The organism is Brucella pecoris (assembly GCF_006376675.1).
In the GTDB taxonomy this organism is placed as follows: Bacteria; Pseudomonadota; Alphaproteobacteria; order Rhizobiales; family Rhizobiaceae; genus Brucella; species Brucella pecoris.
Genome location: NZ_VEWK01000001.1, coordinates 268,951 through 287,392, shown reverse-complemented (window position 1 = coordinate 287,392; position 18,442 = coordinate 268,951). Strand labels below are relative to the sequence as shown.

Below are 18,442 nucleotides of genomic sequence, written 5' to 3'. Positions count from 1 at the left end.
GAAATTTGGAATGCTTATAAAACATGACGATTGACGTCACCTTGTTGCCATACATAAGGAGACTTGAAAACTCAACTTTAAACGGTGACGAAAATGACCAGCTTGTTTCGGGGATTGTGGGCCAACGGTACACAAGACAGGCGTTTGGCCAGCAAATCGCTCATTTATCGGGCGATCCTTGCAGGGACCTGCCTTTCCACAGCACTACTTCTGAGCGAAACGACTGCCATTGCGCAAACGGTAGCCAACACTGCAGAAGAAGCAACTTCAGACGAAGCTGGTGCCAAGAAGAAAAAGTCATCTGCGACAGAAGCGGGCATCGAAACAACCGCTGACGGTGCCGTCAAGCTCAACCAGATCGTCGTCACGGCGACAGGGTTCGAGCAGAACATCACCGATGCTCCAGCAAGCATCACCGTCGTTCCCGGTGAAGAGTTGGAAAAGGGCGCTTATCGCGATCTGACCGACGCATTGAAAGATGTGCAGGGTGTAGCTGTCACTGGTTCGGCTGCCGAGCGCGACATATTCATTCGCGGCCTCCCCGGTTCTTATACTCTTCTGCTCGTCGACGGAAAGCGCCAGAGCACGCGTGATGCACGTACCAATGGAAACTCGGGTTTTGAACAGAGCTTCCTGCCGCCGGCAAACGCGATTGAACGTATTGAAGTTATTCGTGGCCCAATGTCTTCGCTCTACGGATCGGACGCGATGGGCGGCGTCATCAATATCATCACCAAAAAAGTCTCTGACACGTGGAGCGGCTCGTTCACAGTAGACGGTACGGCGCAGCAACACTCAAAATTCGGTAATTCGCTTCAAGGGTCATACTATATCACAGGCCCACTCGTCCCGAACCTCGTCGGCGTGCAGGTCTGGGGTCGCGGACTGAAGCGTCAGGAAGATAAAATCATCAACGGAACGCCAGAGCAGAAGGATATTGACATCACCGGGCGCGTCACGATCACCCCGAATGAAGATCACGACATCATGCTCGAACTCGGCAAGACACGCCTTCGCCGTGATTCAACTGTCGGCAACAATATCGATCCGGTTCCCACGCGAGGAACTGCACCAGTCGATACTTATAACTACAATGACCGGGATCATTGGTCGATCAGTCACACTGGCCGCTGGGGGCCGACGACCTCAGAGTTCTCCTTCATGCAGGAAACGGCCCGACGCAGCAGTTTCTCATGGGACAAGAAAAACGGCAGCTTTGCTGAGGCAATGCGCTCGCCGCATATTCGCAACTCCATACTCGACGGAAAATTCACCACGCCTTTCGAACTCTACGGCAATCATACCCTCGTAACAGGTGGTCAATTCATGGATTCGGTTCTGACCGATCAGAATCCAGGCCGCCGCACCGGGCTCGATGAAGAGTTCGGCATCAAGCAGTGGGCACTCTTCGCCGAAGACGAGTGGTGGCTAACACCAGATTTTGGTTTGACCGGCGGTCTGCGTATGGACCACCATGAGATTTACGGATCACATTGGAGTCCACGCGGATATGCCGTTTGGCATGCGACGGAACAGCTAACCCTTAAAGGGGGTATTTCAACAGGCTTCCGTGCTCCTGAAATCCGGACGATTGCGCCCGGCTATGCTTACACGACCGGCGGCGGAAATTGTACCTATGGCCCGAACGGCACTTGCGGTGTGATTATTGGCGATCCTAATTTGCAACCCGAAAAGAGCACCAGCTATGAAGCCAGCGCTCTTTGGGACAACCAGGAAGGTCTTCGCCTGGGTGCGACCTATTTCTATACAAAGTTCACCGACAAGATCGCCAGCAACATTCAGTACGATCCGGTAACCGGTGAGCCGCGCCGCTGGGATCAGGATCCAAACTATATTCTCTATTACAGCTACAACATTGATGAAGCTGTTTTGCAGGGCGTGGAACTGACCGGTGAATGGGAAGCTACTTCCACCCTCAACATTCGTGCCAGCTATACCTATACGGATTCCGAGCAAAAGACCGGTGAATACGCCGGGTTGCCGCTGGCTCGTACACCGAAGCATATGGCAAGCATCCGCGCCGACTGGATGACCCCGGTAGAGGGACTGAAGGCCTGGGCTTCAGGGAACTACCATGGCGAGGAAATCAACGCAGGACTGCGCATTGGCACCGTAGGTGAACCCTATGCCTACAATGACAAGGGCGACGTTATTGCGCGCAAATACAAGGCTTATGCGACATTCGACATCGGCGGTTCGTATGATTTCAGCGAAAACGTAACCCTCAATGCAGCCGTCTATAATATCTTCGATAAAAAGACGACCGTCGACGAACTCAACAACGTCGTTGAGGGGCGCCGCCTCTGGGTCGGCATGACCTCCCGCTTCTAAGATTGCAACAACAAGACGCCTGCCAGCAATGGCGGGCGTCTTTTCCATGAATGGATGCTCATATGAGCGTACTGACGAATACCCTAAAAAAGGTGTGCCTGATGATGGCAGGGATACTTACAGCTTCCACCGTGCAGGCTGCCGAGCCTGTCACCTCGTTTTTTGATGTGGAAGCCAACGGCATCGCCTATCGTATATTCACTGCTGCGCCGAAAGAGGCCGCACCTGAAAGCGGTTATCCTGTCATATACATGGTCGACGGCAATCGCATGTTGCCGATTGCGGCAAAACACATGGCTGAAAACCCGGCCTTGAAGGCTATTTTTGTCGGCATCGGCTATCCGACCGATAATCAGGACGAAATTGTTCGCCTGAGATATTTCGATCTTACGCCTCCCACGCCTGATGATCTGATGCCGGTTCACTTCAATGTGCCGAAGACCGGAGGACGGGATGCATTCTTCGATTTCATCGACAATCAAGTAAAGCATGAAATCGAAAAGCGTTTCGACATCGATAAAAAACGACAGGCCTTGTTTGGTCACTCGCTAGGTGGACTGTTCACGCTTTATGCCCTGTTCAACCATACAGATTCTTTCCAGAGTTACAGCGCGGCAGACCCATCGATCTGGTGGAATGATCGCTCAATTCTGACAGACAAAGATCATTTCATCTCGGTTTTCAAGAATGCACCTTACCCGATCCGCTTGCTCATAGAGACCTCCGGCAAGCGCGGCACCCGTCCCGGTCAAACGAAGCAGGACGACGATCGACTGAAGAAACTGCGCGGCGGACCTTCCGGTTCGGATATATTCAAAGAGCTTTCCAAACTTCCGCAAATAGACGCAGTCTTTCACCGTTTCGAGGATGAGAGTCATGGCTCCATGATACCGTTGACGGTAGCAGACAGCCTCAATTTTATCCTGCTCGGACAAAACCCCAAGGCAAAAAACAACTGAATTCTGTTTCTCCGTCTTTGACGGAGAAGATACTTGACTATAAAGCACAGGATTGATGAAAGGATCGAACACCATGCTGAATATCGCTCAACAGGTTACACGCTTGTGTGGCGCCGCCATCATGGCGCTGGGCATCGCTGCCACTGCAAATGCTGCTGATCTAAAAATCAAGCATGCTCAGGGTGAGACAGCAGTTCCAGCCTCACCGGCAAAGGTTCTGGTTTTCGATCTCGGCACCCTCGATAATCTTGATCGCCTCGGCGTGAAGGTGACCGGCGTGCCCAGTGGCATTTCGTTTCCCGAGTATCTGAAGAAATATCAGGGCGACGATTATGTAAAGATCGGCACATTGTTCGAACCTGACTATGAAGCAGTTAATGCGGCGGAGCCGGATCTTATCATCGTAGGAGGGCGCTCAGCCTCAAAATATGCTGAGCTATCGAAGATCGCTCCCACCGTTGATCTGACGACCAATGCGAAGAATTTCATCGCCGATACGGAAGCCAATGTCGAAAAGCTTGGCCAGATTTTCGAAAAGGAAGTAGAAGCGAAGGAAGAAGCTGACACGCTTGATGCAGCACTTGCTGCATTGAAGGAAAAGGCTGCCAGCAAAGGGACTGGCCTTCTGATCCTCACCTCCGGCGGTAAGATTAGTGCTTACGGCCCAGGATCGCGCTTCGGCGTTCTGCATGACAGCTTCGGGGTCAAGCCTGCAGCACCCGATCTTTCAATCGGCAATCATGGCCAGCCCGTCAGCTCGGAATTCATCCTCGAAACCAATCCCGACTGGCTGTTTGTCATCGACCGCGATGCCGCCATTGGTCGTGAAGGCAATTCAGCCAAACAGGTTCTCGACAACGAACTCGTGCGCCAGACCAATGCCTGGAAAAAGGATCAGCTTGTCTATCTGAACGCTCAGAACTGGTACCTGATCGGCGGCGGTCTCGGCGCGCTTCACAGCACCATCGACCAGCTTTCCCAGGCTTTCGACAAGGCAAAATAACAGCTTCCCAAACCCAATCGGGTCGGGTCACCTATCACAATCGGTGGCCCGAATTCGCGATCAGGCAACAGAACAGGAAATGAGCGTGAAGGGACTTGCAGCAGCCATAGCCGTTGTTGCCGTGCTGGCTGTTATCAGCCTGTTTATCGGCGTCAGCGATGTGTCGCTGGGCACACTTTTCGGAGCCGGAAGTACCAATCGTGCAACCGAAGTTCTGCTCATCAGCCGCATTCCACGAACTCTCGCAATTGTTCTGGCTGGTACGTCGATGGCTGTTGCGGGCATGATTATGCAGATGCTGACGCGCAACCGTTTCGTTGAACCGTCCACGGCTGGCACCGTTGAATCTGCCAGTCTCGGCATTCTTCTGGTCATATTGTTTGCACCGGAAACGCCCGTAATCGGCAAAATGCTGGTTGCTTCTGTTACAGCCCTTGCCGGAACTACTCTGTTCCTTCGCATTCTTCGCGCAATTCCATTGCGGTCCGTTCTTGTGGTGCCATTGGTCGGCATCATGCTCGGTGGCGTCATCAGTGCGATAACCACTTTCATTGCTTACCGCTTCGATCTGCTGCAATCGCTCAATTCCTGGACGACAGGAGATTTTTCAGGCGTCCTCCGCGGGCGCTACGAACTCTTGTGGCTTGCATTCTTCCTGACTGTAATCGCCTACATTGCAGCCGACCGCTTCACGGTCGCGGGACTGGGTGAGGATTTTACAACCAATCTTGGCCTCAATTACCGCCGTGTGGTTACGCTCGGCCTCGTTATTGTTTCGATGGTCAGCGCATCGGTCGTTGTGACCGTTGGTATGATACCTTTCCTCGGTCTTATCGTCCCGAACGTCGTCAGCATGTTCATCGGAGACAATATGCGGCAGGCTGTGCCATGGGTTGCGGTACTCGGCGCCGGACTTGTTCTTGCGTGTGACATCGTCGGGCGGTTGGTTCGTTTCCCGTACGAAATTCCTATCGGCACCATGATGGGAGTCGTAGGAAGTGCAATATTCCTCTATCTGCTGTTGCGGCGAGGTTCGCGCCTTGCTTAAACGTCCTACCCTGATCCTTCCGCTGCTGTGCGTACTCACTTTGCTTGCAGTGACGGCATTAATGACAATCGGCGCAAAGGGAAGCTGGTCGTTCATCCTGTCCTTTCGCGGCACCAAGCTTGCAGCCATGATATTGGTTGCATATTCAGTTGCTGTCTCAACAGTATTGTTCCAGACGGTCACGAACAACCGCATCCTGACCCCATCAATCATGGGGTTCGATGCGCTCTATATCCTGATCCAGACGTTGGTGGTTTTCTTCTTTGGTGCCGTTCATATCGACTGGCTTGGGCCAAATATTCGGTTTCTAGCTGAAACCGCCATCATTGTGGTTTTTGCCGGTACGCTCTATTACTGGCTTTTCTCGGGAGCGGCGCGTAGCCTGCATCTCGTAATGCTCGTCGGTATTGTCTGCGGTGTCTTTTTCCGCAGCATTTCCAACCTGATGCAGCGGATGCTTGATCCAAATCTTTTCGCTGTCCTTCAAGACCGCTTCTTCGCCAGTTTCAACACCATCAATAGCGACATTCTGATCATATCGGCGGTCATTGTCGCTGCGGTTTCGCTGTATGGTCTGCGCTTCATATACGTTTTTGATGTCCTATCTCTCGGGCGAGATCCGGCAATCAATCTGGGTGTCGATCATCAGCCCATCGTGCGCAAGATCCTGTTCGTCGTCACCGTGCTGGTTTCCGTGTCTACCGCCTTGGTAGGGCCTATAACCTTTTTTGGTCTTCTGGTCGCCAATCTGGCCTACATGATTGCCGGTTCGGCAAAACACAGGTTTATCCTGCCGGTGGCGGTGTTGCTCGCGATCCTCTGCATTGTCGGCGGTCAAACCATTCTTGAACGCATCTTCTCCTTCAATACCGCACTGAGTGTCATCATTGAGTTTCTGGGTGGCCTTGTCTTCATCATCCTTCTCGTCAGGGGGCACGCGCGTTGATAGAAATCAGCCAGGTCAGCAAATCCTACAACGGCACACTTGTCGTCGATGATGTAACCCTGAAACTGCCTGCTTGTGGCATAACCTCGATCATCGGGCCGAACGGAGCGGGGAAATCGACGCTACTCTCGATGGTGAGCCGTCTCCTGCCGATGGACAAAGGGCGCGTGACCATAGACGGGCTCGACGTTTCAACGACATCCGGTGATGTGTTAGCAAAGCGGCTCTCGATACTGCGGCAGGAAAACGCGATTAACTCCCGCCTGACCGTGTATGATCTCGTAACCTTCGGTCGTTATCCCTATTCCAAAGGCCGACCGAACAACGATGATCGCAAACATGTCGAACAGGCCATCGGCTATCTTGGCCTTGGCGATCTGAGTGGACGTTTTCTGGATGAGCTCTCCGGCGGACAGCGCCAGCGTGCCTTCGTGGCAATGGTGCTCTGCCAGGACACGGATTATGTGCTGCTGGACGAACCGCTCAACAATCTTGACATGAAGCATTCCGCCTCAATGATGAAGCTGTTGCGGCGAGCTGCAGACGAACTTGGAAAAACTGTCGTTCTGGTTCTGCACGATATCAATTTCGCGTCGTGCTATTCCGACCATATCGTTGCCATGCGCCACGGCAAGGTCGTCCAGCAGGGAAGTCCGGCTGAGCTCATCCATCCGGAAATTCTCGGTGACATTTACGAAATGGAGATTGCCGTCGAAATCATCGGCGGCAAACGTATTGGTGTTTATTACCTTTAAGCGACAGCATTAGCGGGAAACAGTGCCTGCAAAGCATCATAAGATGCCAGAACGGTTTCCATTTGTGCGGTATGTCCCTTGACGAAAGCATCGCCATAGATCGTCTCATCCGGATATTCGGTGATGAGCGTCAATGGCACCGTATGACGATCATCGACACCGACAAGGCACGGAAACCCGTTGATGATGCGAAAGCCCGTTTCGCCTGCATGTTGCTCGAAAAGCCTGATCTGCGCGTCGTTATAGGCAACCAGCCCATCAATGGCGGCCAGATGTTTCGTTACGCGGTCGATCAGTTCTTCTGCTTCCTTCTCCCAGGAAGCATGGTGGCGAATAATCAGGAAAAAGCCCTTCGGCAGCGTCCACATGGCAAAGGAACGCGGCACATAACCGGATAGCGGACGCGTCCATTCGTGCGACGGGTAACCGTGCAGGTTGACGTGCAGTTTCGCGTCGGTCCGCTCTTCCGCCTCGATGCGAATGGCCTTTTCGTAAAGTCCCTCGCCGCTGCGATACTCCAGATCATCACCCAGCGCCGTATAGCGGGCAGCATGATGCATGTGATGCGGCTGAAGCGCGCAAAGCCGCTTGTGTATTTCGTATCCGTCCGGGTTTTCCTGCGGGGAGATCGTGAAATGCGCGCCTTCGCGCGTCGCAAGCCGGTTGGCCGCGCGCAACGCCCCGACAACACCCGTCGTTTCATTTGCATGCTGGCCGGCGCTGATCATCATCGCGGCATCGCTCCCGTTGCGATACGTCGCGCGCACCGTTCTGCCAGAACGGGTTTTCGCCTCAAGTGGCTCGCCGCCCAGTCTGGCGATTTCACGGTGGATCTGATCGGCGGAAAGCGGCGCTTGCGCCGTCTCCAGAACCTGCTCCGCCGTCAATGCATCATCGGTGGAAAGCGGTCGCGTTTCCACTTTGACCGACGGTTCGGCATCGCGGAAACGGACTTCCGGCACGATCTGCCCCGGTTGCAAGCCACGGTCGCCGACCGGGCGACCCGACTTTTTCTGGAAAACCTCGAGCAGCGAGAAATAGATATCTTCGTGCATGGCTTCGGTGAGGCTCAGCGTCTCCTCATCGTAAGGCAGGCGGCGATCGGTGATCGGCAAACTGACCGCGATGTTCAGTTCATCGAAATAGGGTTCACCGCGCTTCCAGTCATGGGCGGCGATGGTCGAGACCGTGTCATGAAAGAGCTTTTCATAAGATGTCTCATAGCGTGCGCTTTCAGTCTTGCCCTCCTGCGTGACCGTCAGCCAGCCGGTTGGCGACACAAGCGTTTCGCCGATGAAATCCACATGCACGCGGTTGGGAGCGAAAACCCGATGGCTCTCGCTATGGCCATCCGCAAAGACCAGATCGACTTCATAATGAAAATCGTCTTGGCCCAACGCTGTAAAAGTCACCTCAACCTCCGGCAGCAGCGCGGATAAAGGATAGGTCTCGAGCAGGAAGCGGTTCTGCACACAGGCATCATGACGAGGATAACGGATCGCAACCGACTTCACCGCCGAGCCATCGACTTCTTCCAGAAAGAAATGCAGGAGCGGTTTGTAAGCCGAACGCAGCCGCGCTTCGACGCCGGCCTCGCGCAACTTCGTTTCCGCAGCAAAGCGGCTCGGCTGATCATCAAACAGCCATGCTTCCACCTGCGCGCCACGCATTTTCGGTTTTAGAAAGCGTTCGACGAGCGCATGAACGGTGCGCGGATAGGTTTTCTCAAAAAGCACGCTCATCGGGAAGTCCTGCCGGTTGGGTCGAGGCTGTCACGCAGCCAGTCGCCAAGAAGATTGAGGCCAAGCACGGTGAAGAGAATGGCAAGGCCCGGGAAAATGCTCACCCACCATGCAGTCTGGAGATAGGTGCGCCCGTCGGCCAGCATACCGCCCCAGCTTGGAATAGTCGGATCGACGCCGAGGCCGAGGAATGTCAGGCTCGATTCCAGCAGGATATTGTTGGCCACATTGAGCGTCATCAACACAATCACCGGACCGAGCAGGTTCGGCAGCAGGTGCTGGAAGACGATGCGCCAGTCCTTCACGCCGATGGCGCGGGCCGACAGGATGAATTCGCGCTCGCGCAGTGAGAGCACCGAGCCGCGCACCAGTCGCGCATATTGGACGCTTTGCGAGACGATCAGCAAAATGATGGTGTTGAACAGACCGCCGCCCAGAATGGCCATGACGGTGATGGCGAGCAGGATAAACGGCATGGCAAGCTGTACATCGACAAAACGCATCAGCGCCATGTCCCAAAAGCCACGATAATAGCCCGCGACGAGACCCATGATGGTGCCGATGACCACGGAGCCGATCACCGAAACGAAACCGACAAACAACGAAATCTTGCCGCCGGTAACGACACGCGCCAGCACGTCGCGGCCCAGCGGGTCGGTGCCGAAAACATGGGCCGGATTGACGAAAGGTGGCGTCAGGCGCGCTAGAAGATCGATCTTGTTGGCGCCTCCGGGAAAAAGATAGCCTGAGAAAATCACCGCCAGACAGATGCAGCCGGTCAGCACGACGCCGACAATGAATTCGAGGCTCGCAAAACGCGAAAACAGAACGGATGAGGTTTTGGTTGCCATGGGTCCTACTCCGTGCGGATACGCGGATCGACAAGGCCATAGGCGATGTCCACGAGAAGATTGACGCCGATGATCAGCATGGAAAGGATCGCGATGGTTGCCTGCAGAACAGGATAATCGCGCCCGGCAACGGCATCGAAGGCCAGCGTGCCCATGCCTGGCCAGTTAAACACACGCTCCACCACGACGATGCCGCCGAGCAGACCGCCAAACTGAAGGCCGAGATAGGTAATCAGCGGAATGGCGCAATTGCGCAGCGCATGCTTGTAGAGCACCTTGTTTTCACTCAAACCCTTGGCGCGCGCCACCATGATATATTGCGATTGCAGCGTCTCCAGCATGGCCGTGCGCACAAGGCGGACATTGGTTGCGGTCAGGATGATGCCCATGGTGAGCGCTGGCATGATGAAGCTTGCAATGCCGCTCATGCCGCTTGGCGGCAGCCATTGCAGCGAGATGCCGAACAGCAGAACCAGCATGGTCGCCAGCCAGAAATTCGGGAAGGACAGGCCCACCAGCGAGCAGATGCGGATGAGCTGATCGGCCCATTTTCCGCGAGACACGGCGGCCTTGATGCCAAGCGGGACGGAAATAACGATGGAAACGAACAGCGAGGCGAAAGCCAGCATCAGCGTGGCGGGCAGAGCGCCAGCGACGAGCGTGGAAACCGGCGTGCCACCAAGGAAACTGCGCCCCAGATCCATTGTGAACAGTCCCTTGAGGAACTGCCAGTATTGAACGAAGAAGGGCTGATTGAGACCGAGACCTTCGCGGATACGTGCGAGATCGGCTTCGGTGATGCTGCCAGCACCCTGCGTCAGCATCAATGCCGGATCGCCTGTCAGGCGGACCGCGAAAGCGACAAGCAGCGTCATCGCGACAAGCACGAACAACGCCTGCAAAATTCGTTTGATCAGAAATCCGGCCACCAGTGCGCCTCCGAAATGCTGCGGCAAGCCGGTCATATCCGGCTTGCCGTATTGTCATTCTTGCTTACTCGACAGTGACATCTGTCAGGCGCAGACGGCTGTCTGGAACCGGCACGAAGTTCTTCACGCGCTTGTTGACGCCGAAGATTGCCTTGAGGTTGTAGAGCGGCATTTCCAGTGCACGGTCGGCAGCATAATGCGCGATTTCCTGCAGGAGCTTTTCACGTTCGCCGCGATCAATAACCGAGCGCTGCGCTTCCAGCATCTTGTCGAGCTTTTCGTCCTTGTCGTACGGGTTCCACTTCTCACCGGAATGGTACATGGAATAGGCGGTGTTATCGTAGTCGAAAGTCCAGCCGCCCCAGGCCTGCTGGAACATCGCGCCGGTCTTGCCCTGCGGGATGATATCGTTCAGCAGAACATTGGTGTCATAAGGCTTGATGGTTGCATTGACGCCGACCATTTGCAGGAAGCTTGCGATAGCCTGCGCCACTTCATTGAAGCTTGCATCCTGACCGCGCACGTCGATCTGCACGTTTGCGCCGGGCTGAACGCCCGCTTCTTCGAGCAGCTTCTTTGCGCCTTCTGGATCGTAAGGCAGCGGCTTCATGTTCGGGTCGAAGCCGAAGGAAAGCGAACCCTGGAAACTTGCAATCGGCTCTGCCTGACCTGCCAGAATGGATTGGATGATCGCATCGCGGTCAACCGCCATCGTCAGCGCCTTGCGTACGCGCTCGTCCTTGGTGATGCCGTCAGCCGTGTTGAAGCGCAGGGCATAGACTGTCGGCCCCGAGGCGGTGACGAGCTCCAGCTTCGGATCGCTCTGAATGGTCGGGATCATTCCAATCGGAATGGTCGGCGGAATGACCAGATCGACGCGACCGGCCTGAAGTTCAGCAACAGCGGTTGAAGGCTCGGTGATGAAGCGATATTCGAGTTCGGAGAGCTTTGGCGCGCCGCCCCAATGATCAGCAAAAGCCTCAAGCTTGATGTTTACCTTCGGCTCATAGGACACGAATTTGAACGGTCCGGTGCCGACCGGATGGGTGTTGAAGTAATCGTCGCCCTTTTCCTGAATATATTTCGGCGGAACGATCATGCCGCCATAACCGGCCAGCTTGGTGATGAGGACCGGGTCCGGTGCCTTCAGATGGAAATCGACCGTCTTGTCGTCGATGACTTCTACCTTTTCGATGGCGATATAATTCGAACGCTGCGGGCCTTTCGCGCCCTCGTCACCGAGCAAGCGATCAAAGGTGAACTTGACGGATTCCGCATTGAACGGCTCACCGTTCTGGAACTTCACATTCTCACGCAGATGGAAGCGGATACGCTTGCCTTCATCCATCTCTTCCCATGAGGTGGCGAGCGCCGGAACGATCTTGAGATCTGGTCCGCGATAGACGAGACCGTCGAAAATATTGGTGGCGACAGAAGCCCAGTTGACGAGGAAAGTGTCGATCGGATCCCAGCTACCCGGGTCCTGCGGCGACGAAACGGTCAGCTTTCCGGCAGCGAAAGCCGGAGCAGATGCAAACACTGCCGCTGAGAGAGCGGAAGCCATGAGAACGGCTTTAAGTGTCTTCCTTATCATTGTTTTTCCCCTTTGGGTTTCTGTTGAATTTTATGTGTCAGGCGGTTTCGGCCACAAAATGCCCGGCTGCGACCTCGCGATGGCGATAGATCGGCGGCTTGTCATCGATCCGGCGCGTCGTACTTGGAATTTCGCCTTCCAGCGCAGGCCGGTTGGTGCGCGCTGACGGATCGGCAATCGGCACCGCCGAAAGAAGTCGCTTCGTGTAGTCATGCGACGGTGTTTCGAAAACCTGCTGTCGCGACCCGAGTTCCATGATCTGGCCGAGATAAAGAACTGCGACGCGATGGCTCATCTTCTCTACCACCGCCATGTCATGGCTGATGAAGAGATAAGCGAGGTCCTGCTCTTTCTGCAGATCCATGAACAGGTTGATGACCTGCGCCTGAATCGAAACATCAAGCGCCGATAGGGCTTCATCGGCGATGATGAGCTTCGGCTTGGAGGCAAGCGCTCGCGCGATGCAGACGCGCTGGCGCTGGCCGCCGGAAAATTCGTGCGGATAACGCTTGGCGTGTTCCGGGCCGAGACCAACCCGCTCCAGCAACTCCGCCACACGTGCATTGATTGCCTTGTCATTATCGAGAAGGCCATGCGTGCGAATGGGTTCTGCAATGGAAAAGCCAACCGTCTTGCGCGGATCGAGCGATGCGAACGGGTCCTGGAAAATATACTGCACTTCGCGGCGCATGGCATAACGCTCGGCAGCGCTCATGGCCGAATAGGCTTTGCCGTTGAAACGGATATCGCCGGAAAGCGGCGTCTGCAATTGCTGGATGGTGCGCCCAATGGTCGATTTGCCGGAACCGGATTCACCGACCAGCGCCAGCGTCTCGCCCGGATAAATATCGAATGCGACCTTCGACACAGCGTTGCAGACATGGGTGACCTTGCCGAACAGGTTCTTCTTGATCGGAAAGCGCACATAGAGATCGTCCACGGAAAGCAACGGCTTGTCGCCATAGCGTGCCGTATCCTGAATGCACTCCTCACCCGTCAGAACAGGCACACCGTCGCGCATGGTCATGACCGGCATTCGCTTCGGAAAGGCTTCGCCCGTCATGCTGCCAAGCTTCGGCACTGCCGACAGCAGCGTCTTGGTATAGGCATGTTCCGACTTCGAGAAAATCTGCCCGACCGGACCTTCCTCGACCTTCCTGCCCTTCCACATGACGACCACATCGTCGGCCATTTCCGCCACCACGCCCATATCATGCGTTATGAAAATCACCGCCATTTCAAGCTCTTGCTGCAAATCTCTGATAATGTGCAGTATCTGAGCCTGAATGGTCACATCGAGCGCAGTCGTGGGCTCATCGGCGATCAGCAGTTTCGGACGGCAGGCAAGCGCCATGGCGATCATGACGCGCTGGCGCATACCGCCGGAAAGCTGATGCGGATAGCGCTTCAGCAGCCCTTCCGCATCCGGCAGCCGCACCATTTCGAGAAGTCGCTTCCCCTCGGCAAGCGCCGCCTGCTGGGTCATGCCCTCATGCAGCATCAACACTTCGGATAGCTGGTTGCCGATGGTGAAGACCGGATTGAGCGACGTCATCGGCTCCTGGAAGATCATGGCGATCTCCTTGCCGCGAATGCCCCGCATTGTCTTCTGATCTGCCTTGAGCAGATCGCGGTCGCCGAACAGAATGCGGCCGGACGGGAATTTCGCGCCGCTCATATCGGCAAGCCGCATGATGGAAAGCGACGTAATGGACTTGCCCGAACCAGATTCTCCCACCACAGCCAGCGTGCGACCGGGACGCACCGAGAAACTCAGATCGTCAACGACGCGGCTCGCGCCAAATTCGACACTGAGGCCATCGATGGTCAGCAGAGGTTTTGAAACTGGTTCGCTCAACTCGGTTCCGCTCAAACTTTCAACCCTCTTAAAGTGTGATGGCAGACCGCGTGGCCTGATTGAATGCGCCGGACATGAAGCGCAAAAGGGCAGCCACTTCGGAAAGCGTTTCTTCCGACGGGCGCGCATTGGCGGTAGAATCCACCAGAAGACGCTCGCGAATCTGCGCATAGCGCGCGCAGGCATCGGCGCCCTTGCCGGTGATCTTCACCGTCTTTTCCTTTGCCGCCTTGCCGGTCGTCAGCAAGCCGGCATTTTCAAGCTTGCGGATGGCATAGGTGGCAATATGCGTGTCTTCAATGTCAAGAACGAGGCAGATATCGGCAAGTTTCTTCTCGCGATCACGATGACGGATCGAATGGAGAATCAGCACTTCAATGGGAGAAAGCCCCGGCAATCCCGCCGCCGCCATGCAGCGAACCATCCAGCGCGAAAACGCATGCGATGCGAGAATGAGGCCATATTCAACCTCGGACATGCCTGGCGACCCGCCTTCCGCTAGGTGCGCGGACGAGACAATGGGGCCTATAGAGGCAACCGGGCGCAAATGTTTAGGCAGCGCGACTTCGTCAAAGCCAGCCTCCTGCATTTCGTCTTCGGTCTCAGGCTTTTCCTCAAAAGCCTTATCTTTACCCATTTCGACGCTCCCGTTTTTATGTGAATTTTATGTCACCATCTTATCGACATTTTGTCAATAAAATGTGACTATCAATTTCAGAATACACAACTCAATGCATCTGGAATTTTGTGTGAGGGAGCCAGCAATGAGCGGAACGGGACGCGGAGTATGGGACTTCTGGATCGACCGCGGCGGTACGTTTACGGACGTCATCGGGCGGGATCCGCAGGGCCAGCTCCATGCACGCAAGGTTCTCTCCGAAAACTCGTCTGCCTATAAGGATGCCGCCGTTCACGGCATTCGCCTGCATCTCGGTTTGCAGACCGGCGAACCGGTTCCCGCCGGTATCATCGGGGAAGTTCGCATGGGCACGACGGTCGCGACAAATGCGCTTCTGGAGCGCAAGGGCGAACGGTTGGCTCTTGTCACCACCAAGGGCTTTCGCGACGCGTTGCGCATTGGCTATCAGGAACGCAAGAACATCTTCGCGACCGAGATCATCAAGCCGGAAGCGCTTTATGAAAAAGTGGTCGAGCTGAACGAACGCGTTCAGGCAGACGGCACAGTTGAAACGGCGCTCGATCCCTCCGAGGCCGAAGCAGCACTGGTTGCATTGAAGGAGCAGGGCTACAAGTCCGTCGCTATCACCCTCATGCATGCTTATAAATTTCCCGCGCATGAGGCTGAAATTGCTCGCATTGCGCGTGGTCTCGACTTTGAACAGGTCTCCGTCAGCCACGAGGTTTCCCCACTGATCAAGCTGGTCGGGCGCGGTGACACCACCGTCGTTGATGCCTATCTGTCGCCTGTTCTTCGCCGTTATGTTGCGCAGGTATCCAATGAGCTGGATGTCGAGCGTACCGGCGCGCGCGTCATGTTCATGATGTCATCCGGCGGTCTCACGGCAGCCGATCTGTTTCAGGGCAAGGATGCGATCCTGTCCGGCCCGGCAGGCGGTGTCGTCGGCCTCGCCCGTACCGGCGAAACGGCTGGCTTCCTGAAAGTCATCGGCTTCGACATGGGCGGCACCTCTACGGACGTCGCGCATTTTGATAGTGAATATGAACGTGCCTTCGAAACTGAAGTGGCCGGTGTTCGCGTACGCGCACCAATGATGCTGATCCACACGGTTGCAGCAGGCGGCGGCTCCATCCTGCATTACGATGCCGGGCGCTTCCGCGTCGGTCCGGATTCGGCAGGCGCAAATCCCGGCCCGGCCTGCTATCGCAATGGCGGCCCCCTTGCTGTTACCGACGCCAATGTCATGCTCGGTAAGCTTTTGCCGGAATTTTTCCCGGCGATTTTCGGTCCCGACCAGAACCAGCCGCTCGATGTGGAGCGGGTGCGCGAACTCTTCACCGCGCTCGCAGCCGAGATTGGCGATGGCCGTTCGCCGGAAGCAGTTGCCGACGGCTTCATCCGCATTGCGGTTGCCAATATGGTCGAGGCGATCAAGAAAATCTCGGTGCAGCGCGGCTATGACGTGACGCGCTATGCGCTCAACTGTTTCGGCGGCGCGGGCGGTCAGCACGCCTGCCTCGTGGCCGATGCGCTCGGCATGAAGAATATTCTCCTGCATCCAATGTCCGGCCTGCTTTCCGCCTATGGCATGGGTCTGGCCGATATTCGCGCCACCCGTCAAAAGGCGCTCGGCGTCGCGCTCGATCCGGCAGCGCCCGCAGCCCTGAAGAAACTGGGTGAAGAACTGGCGCAGGAATGTGTTGCCGAACTTCTGACCCAAGGTATCGAGGTCGCCGCCGTACAGCGTCACCTGCGCGCGCATATCCGCTATGCGGGCACCGACACGGTGCTCTCCATTGAAGCCACCTTCACCTCAGAGGACAATGCCGACCGTCTTCGTGCCGAGTTCGAAGCAGCCCATAAGCGTCGCTTTGGCTTCATTGCGGAAAACAAGGCTCTCGTTATCGATGCTGTGGAAGTTGAAGCCGTTGGCGGTGGCGCAGGCGAAACTGAAAGCGCCCAATCGCTCGACAGTGATCTGGAAGCCGTAACGGCCAAGCGGACCAGCTTCTTTTCGCAAGGCGAACTACACGATGCGGGCGTCGTCTTGCGCGAGCAGATGCAGCGCGGCCAGACCGTTACCGGCCCAGCGATCATCATTGAGAAAAACCAGACCATCGTCATCGAAGATGGCTGGCAGGCGCGCCTGACCGCCCATGACCATGTGGTACTGACGCGCATCAAAGCGCTGCCCGTGCGCACGGCCATCGGCACCGAAGCTGATCCGGTCATGCTGGAGATTTTCAACAATCTCTTCATGTCCATTGCCGAGCAGATGGGTGTGACACTCCAGAACACCGCCTATTCGGTGAATATCAAGGAACGTCTCGACTTTTCCTGCGCGGTTTTCGACGCCGCCGGCAATCTCGTTGCCAATGCGCCTCATATGCCGGTGCATCTGGGTTCCATGGATGCATCGGTCGCCACCGCCATCCGCGAAAACAGCAACATCAAGCCGGGCGATGTATTCCTCATCAACGCGCCTTATAATGGCGGCACCCATCTGCCCGACCTCACCGTCTGCACGCCGGTTTTCGATGACGAGAATCGTGAAATCCGCTTCTGGGTCGCAAGCCGTGGACACCATGCGGATATTGGCGGCATTGCGCCGGGCTCCATGTCGCCGCTTGCGGTCAATATCGAGCAGGAAGGCGTCTATATTGACAATTTCAAGCTGGTGGATCGCGGCACATTCCGCGAGGAGGCGCTCACCGCTCTTCTGACCGGAGCCACCTACCCCGTCCGCAACCTGACGCAGAACGTCAATGACCTGAAAGCACAGATCGCCGCCAACGAAAAGGGCGTGGCGGAACTGAAAAAGATGATCAGTCTTTTTGGCGAGGATGTCGTGAAAGCCTATATGGGTCATGTTCAGGACAATGCCGCCGAAAGCGTGCGCCGAGTGCTCGACAAGCTGCCGGACGGCCATTTCACCTACGAAATGGACCAGGGTTGCCAGATCGAAGTTCGCGTCACCATCGACAAGGACAAGCGCGAAGCAACAGTCGATTTCACTGGCACGTCGGAACAGCGTTCCGACAATTTCAACGCACCGGAACCCGTCACCCGCGCGGCTGTGCTTTATGTCTTCCGCGTGCTGGTCGAAGGTGATATCCCGATGAATGCGGGCTGCTTGCGACCGATCAGGATCATCGTACCGGAAGGCTCAATGCTCTCACCGCAATATCCGGCGGCGGTTGTGGCAGGCAATGTCGAGGTCAGTCAAGCCGTCACCAACTGCCTGTTCGGTGCGACCAAGGCGATGGCCGCGGCGCAGGGCACCATGAACAATCTGACCTTCGGCAATGACGAGTATCAGTATTACGAAACCATCTGTTCCGGCGCGCCTGCCGGTCCCGGTTTCAACGGTGCCGATGCTGTGCACACCCATATGACCAATTCGCGCCTGACCGACCCCGAAATTCTGGAAACCCGGTTCCCCGTCTTGCTGGAAGACTTCCACATTCGAAAGGACTCCGGTGGCAAGGGCAGATGGCATGCGGGTGATGGCACCAAGCGCACGATCCGCGCGCTGAAAACGCTAGAATTTGCCATTCTTTCGGGTCATCGCCGCGTAGCGCCTTTCGGTCTGGAGGGAGGCGAAACCGGCCAGACAGGTCGCAACGAAGTGCGGCGCAAGAATGGTTCCGTCGACGTGCTCGGCAATTGCGACCAGACCGTTCTGGAAGCAGGCGAAGCCTTCACCGTTATCACGCCGACCGGCGGCGGGTACGGCAAGCCCGAGTAATCGGCCTGCCGATCGAA

Annotated in this window: 13 protein-coding genes; 7 read left to right on the top strand and 6 right to left on the bottom strand. The window is 56.0% G+C overall.

Annotation, left to right across the window (positions count from 1 at the left end; all coding sequences use genetic code 11):
* Positions 1-93: 93 nt before the first annotated feature.
* The 6 genes from FIB18_RS01295 (at position 94) to FIB18_RS01270 (ending at position 7,063) form a co-directional block, all read left to right on the top strand.
* Positions 94-2,352 (top strand): TonB-dependent receptor domain-containing protein, encoded by a 2,259-nt coding sequence (locus FIB18_RS01295; RefSeq protein ID WP_140019027.1) that lies wholly within the window; start codon positions 94-96, stop codon positions 2,350-2,352.
* Positions 2,353-2,414: 62 nt separating this feature from the next.
* Positions 2,415-3,311, top strand: coding sequence for an alpha/beta hydrolase (locus FIB18_RS01290; RefSeq protein WP_140019026.1), 897 nt, complete (start codon positions 2,415-2,417; stop codon positions 3,309-3,311).
* A 55-nt stretch (positions 3,312-3,366) separates the two neighbouring features.
* Complete coding sequence (locus FIB18_RS01285; RefSeq protein WP_140019025.1) at positions 3,367-4,314, top strand: siderophore ABC transporter substrate-binding protein; 948 nt, start codon at positions 3,367-3,369, stop codon at positions 4,312-4,314.
* An 85-nt stretch (positions 4,315-4,399) separates the two neighbouring features.
* Positions 4,400-5,362, top strand: a complete 963-nt coding sequence (locus tag FIB18_RS01280; protein WP_140019024.1) for an ABC transporter permease — start codon at positions 4,400-4,402, stop codon at positions 5,360-5,362.
* On the top strand, positions 5,355-6,308 hold the full coding sequence (locus FIB18_RS01275) for an iron chelate uptake ABC transporter family permease subunit (protein WP_140019023.1): 954 nt from the start codon (positions 5,355-5,357) through the stop codon (positions 6,306-6,308). Before FIB18_RS01280 ends, FIB18_RS01275 begins: the two co-directional genes overlap by 8 nt.
* Positions 6,305-7,063 (top strand): iron ABC transporter ATP-binding protein, encoded by a 759-nt coding sequence (locus tag FIB18_RS01270; RefSeq protein ID WP_140019022.1) that lies wholly within the window; start codon positions 6,305-6,307, stop codon positions 7,061-7,063. The genes FIB18_RS01275 and FIB18_RS01270 overlap by 4 nt, the downstream gene beginning before the upstream one ends.
* On the opposite strand, the gene FIB18_RS01265 is transcribed toward FIB18_RS01270, so the two are convergent.
* From FIB18_RS01265 to FIB18_RS01240, 6 genes are all read right to left on the bottom strand, one after another.
* On the bottom strand, positions 7,060-8,805 hold the full coding sequence (locus FIB18_RS01265; protein WP_140019021.1) for a M14 family metallopeptidase: 1,746 nt from the start codon (positions 8,803-8,805) through the stop codon (positions 7,060-7,062). The genes FIB18_RS01270 and FIB18_RS01265 overlap by 4 nt on opposite strands.
* Positions 8,802-9,656 (bottom strand): ABC transporter permease, encoded by an 855-nt coding sequence (locus FIB18_RS01260; RefSeq protein WP_140019020.1) that lies wholly within the window; start codon positions 9,654-9,656, stop codon positions 8,802-8,804. The genes FIB18_RS01265 and FIB18_RS01260 overlap by 4 nt, the downstream gene beginning before the upstream one ends.
* A gap of 5 nt (positions 9,657-9,661) precedes the next feature.
* Positions 9,662-10,585, bottom strand: a complete 924-nt coding sequence (locus tag FIB18_RS01255; protein WP_071632246.1) for an ABC transporter permease — start codon at positions 10,583-10,585, stop codon at positions 9,662-9,664.
* Positions 10,586-10,649: 64 nt separating this feature from the next.
* Complete coding sequence (locus tag FIB18_RS01250; protein ID WP_140019019.1) at positions 10,650-12,179, bottom strand: ABC transporter substrate-binding protein; 1,530 nt, start codon at positions 12,177-12,179, stop codon at positions 10,650-10,652.
* A 37-nt stretch (positions 12,180-12,216) separates the two neighbouring features.
* Entirely contained in the window at positions 12,217-14,052 is a 1,836-nt protein-coding gene (locus tag FIB18_RS01245; RefSeq protein ID WP_140019018.1) for an ABC transporter ATP-binding protein, read from the bottom strand.
* 13 nt (positions 14,053-14,065) lie between these two features.
* The gene (locus FIB18_RS01240) at positions 14,066-14,674 is read right to left on the bottom strand and encodes a winged helix DNA-binding protein (RefSeq protein ID WP_174977374.1); all 609 of its coding nucleotides are present in this window, start codon (positions 14,672-14,674) and stop codon (positions 14,066-14,068) included.
* A 127-nt stretch (positions 14,675-14,801) separates the two neighbouring features.
* Between FIB18_RS01240 and FIB18_RS01235 the strand changes: the two genes are divergently transcribed.
* Positions 14,802-18,425 carry a hydantoinase B/oxoprolinase family protein gene (locus FIB18_RS01235; protein ID WP_140019017.1) on the top strand — a complete coding sequence of 1,208 codons (3,624 nt, stop codon included), beginning with the start codon at positions 14,802-14,804 and terminating at the stop codon, positions 18,423-18,425.
* The last annotated feature ends 17 nt before the right edge of the window (positions 18,426-18,442 follow it).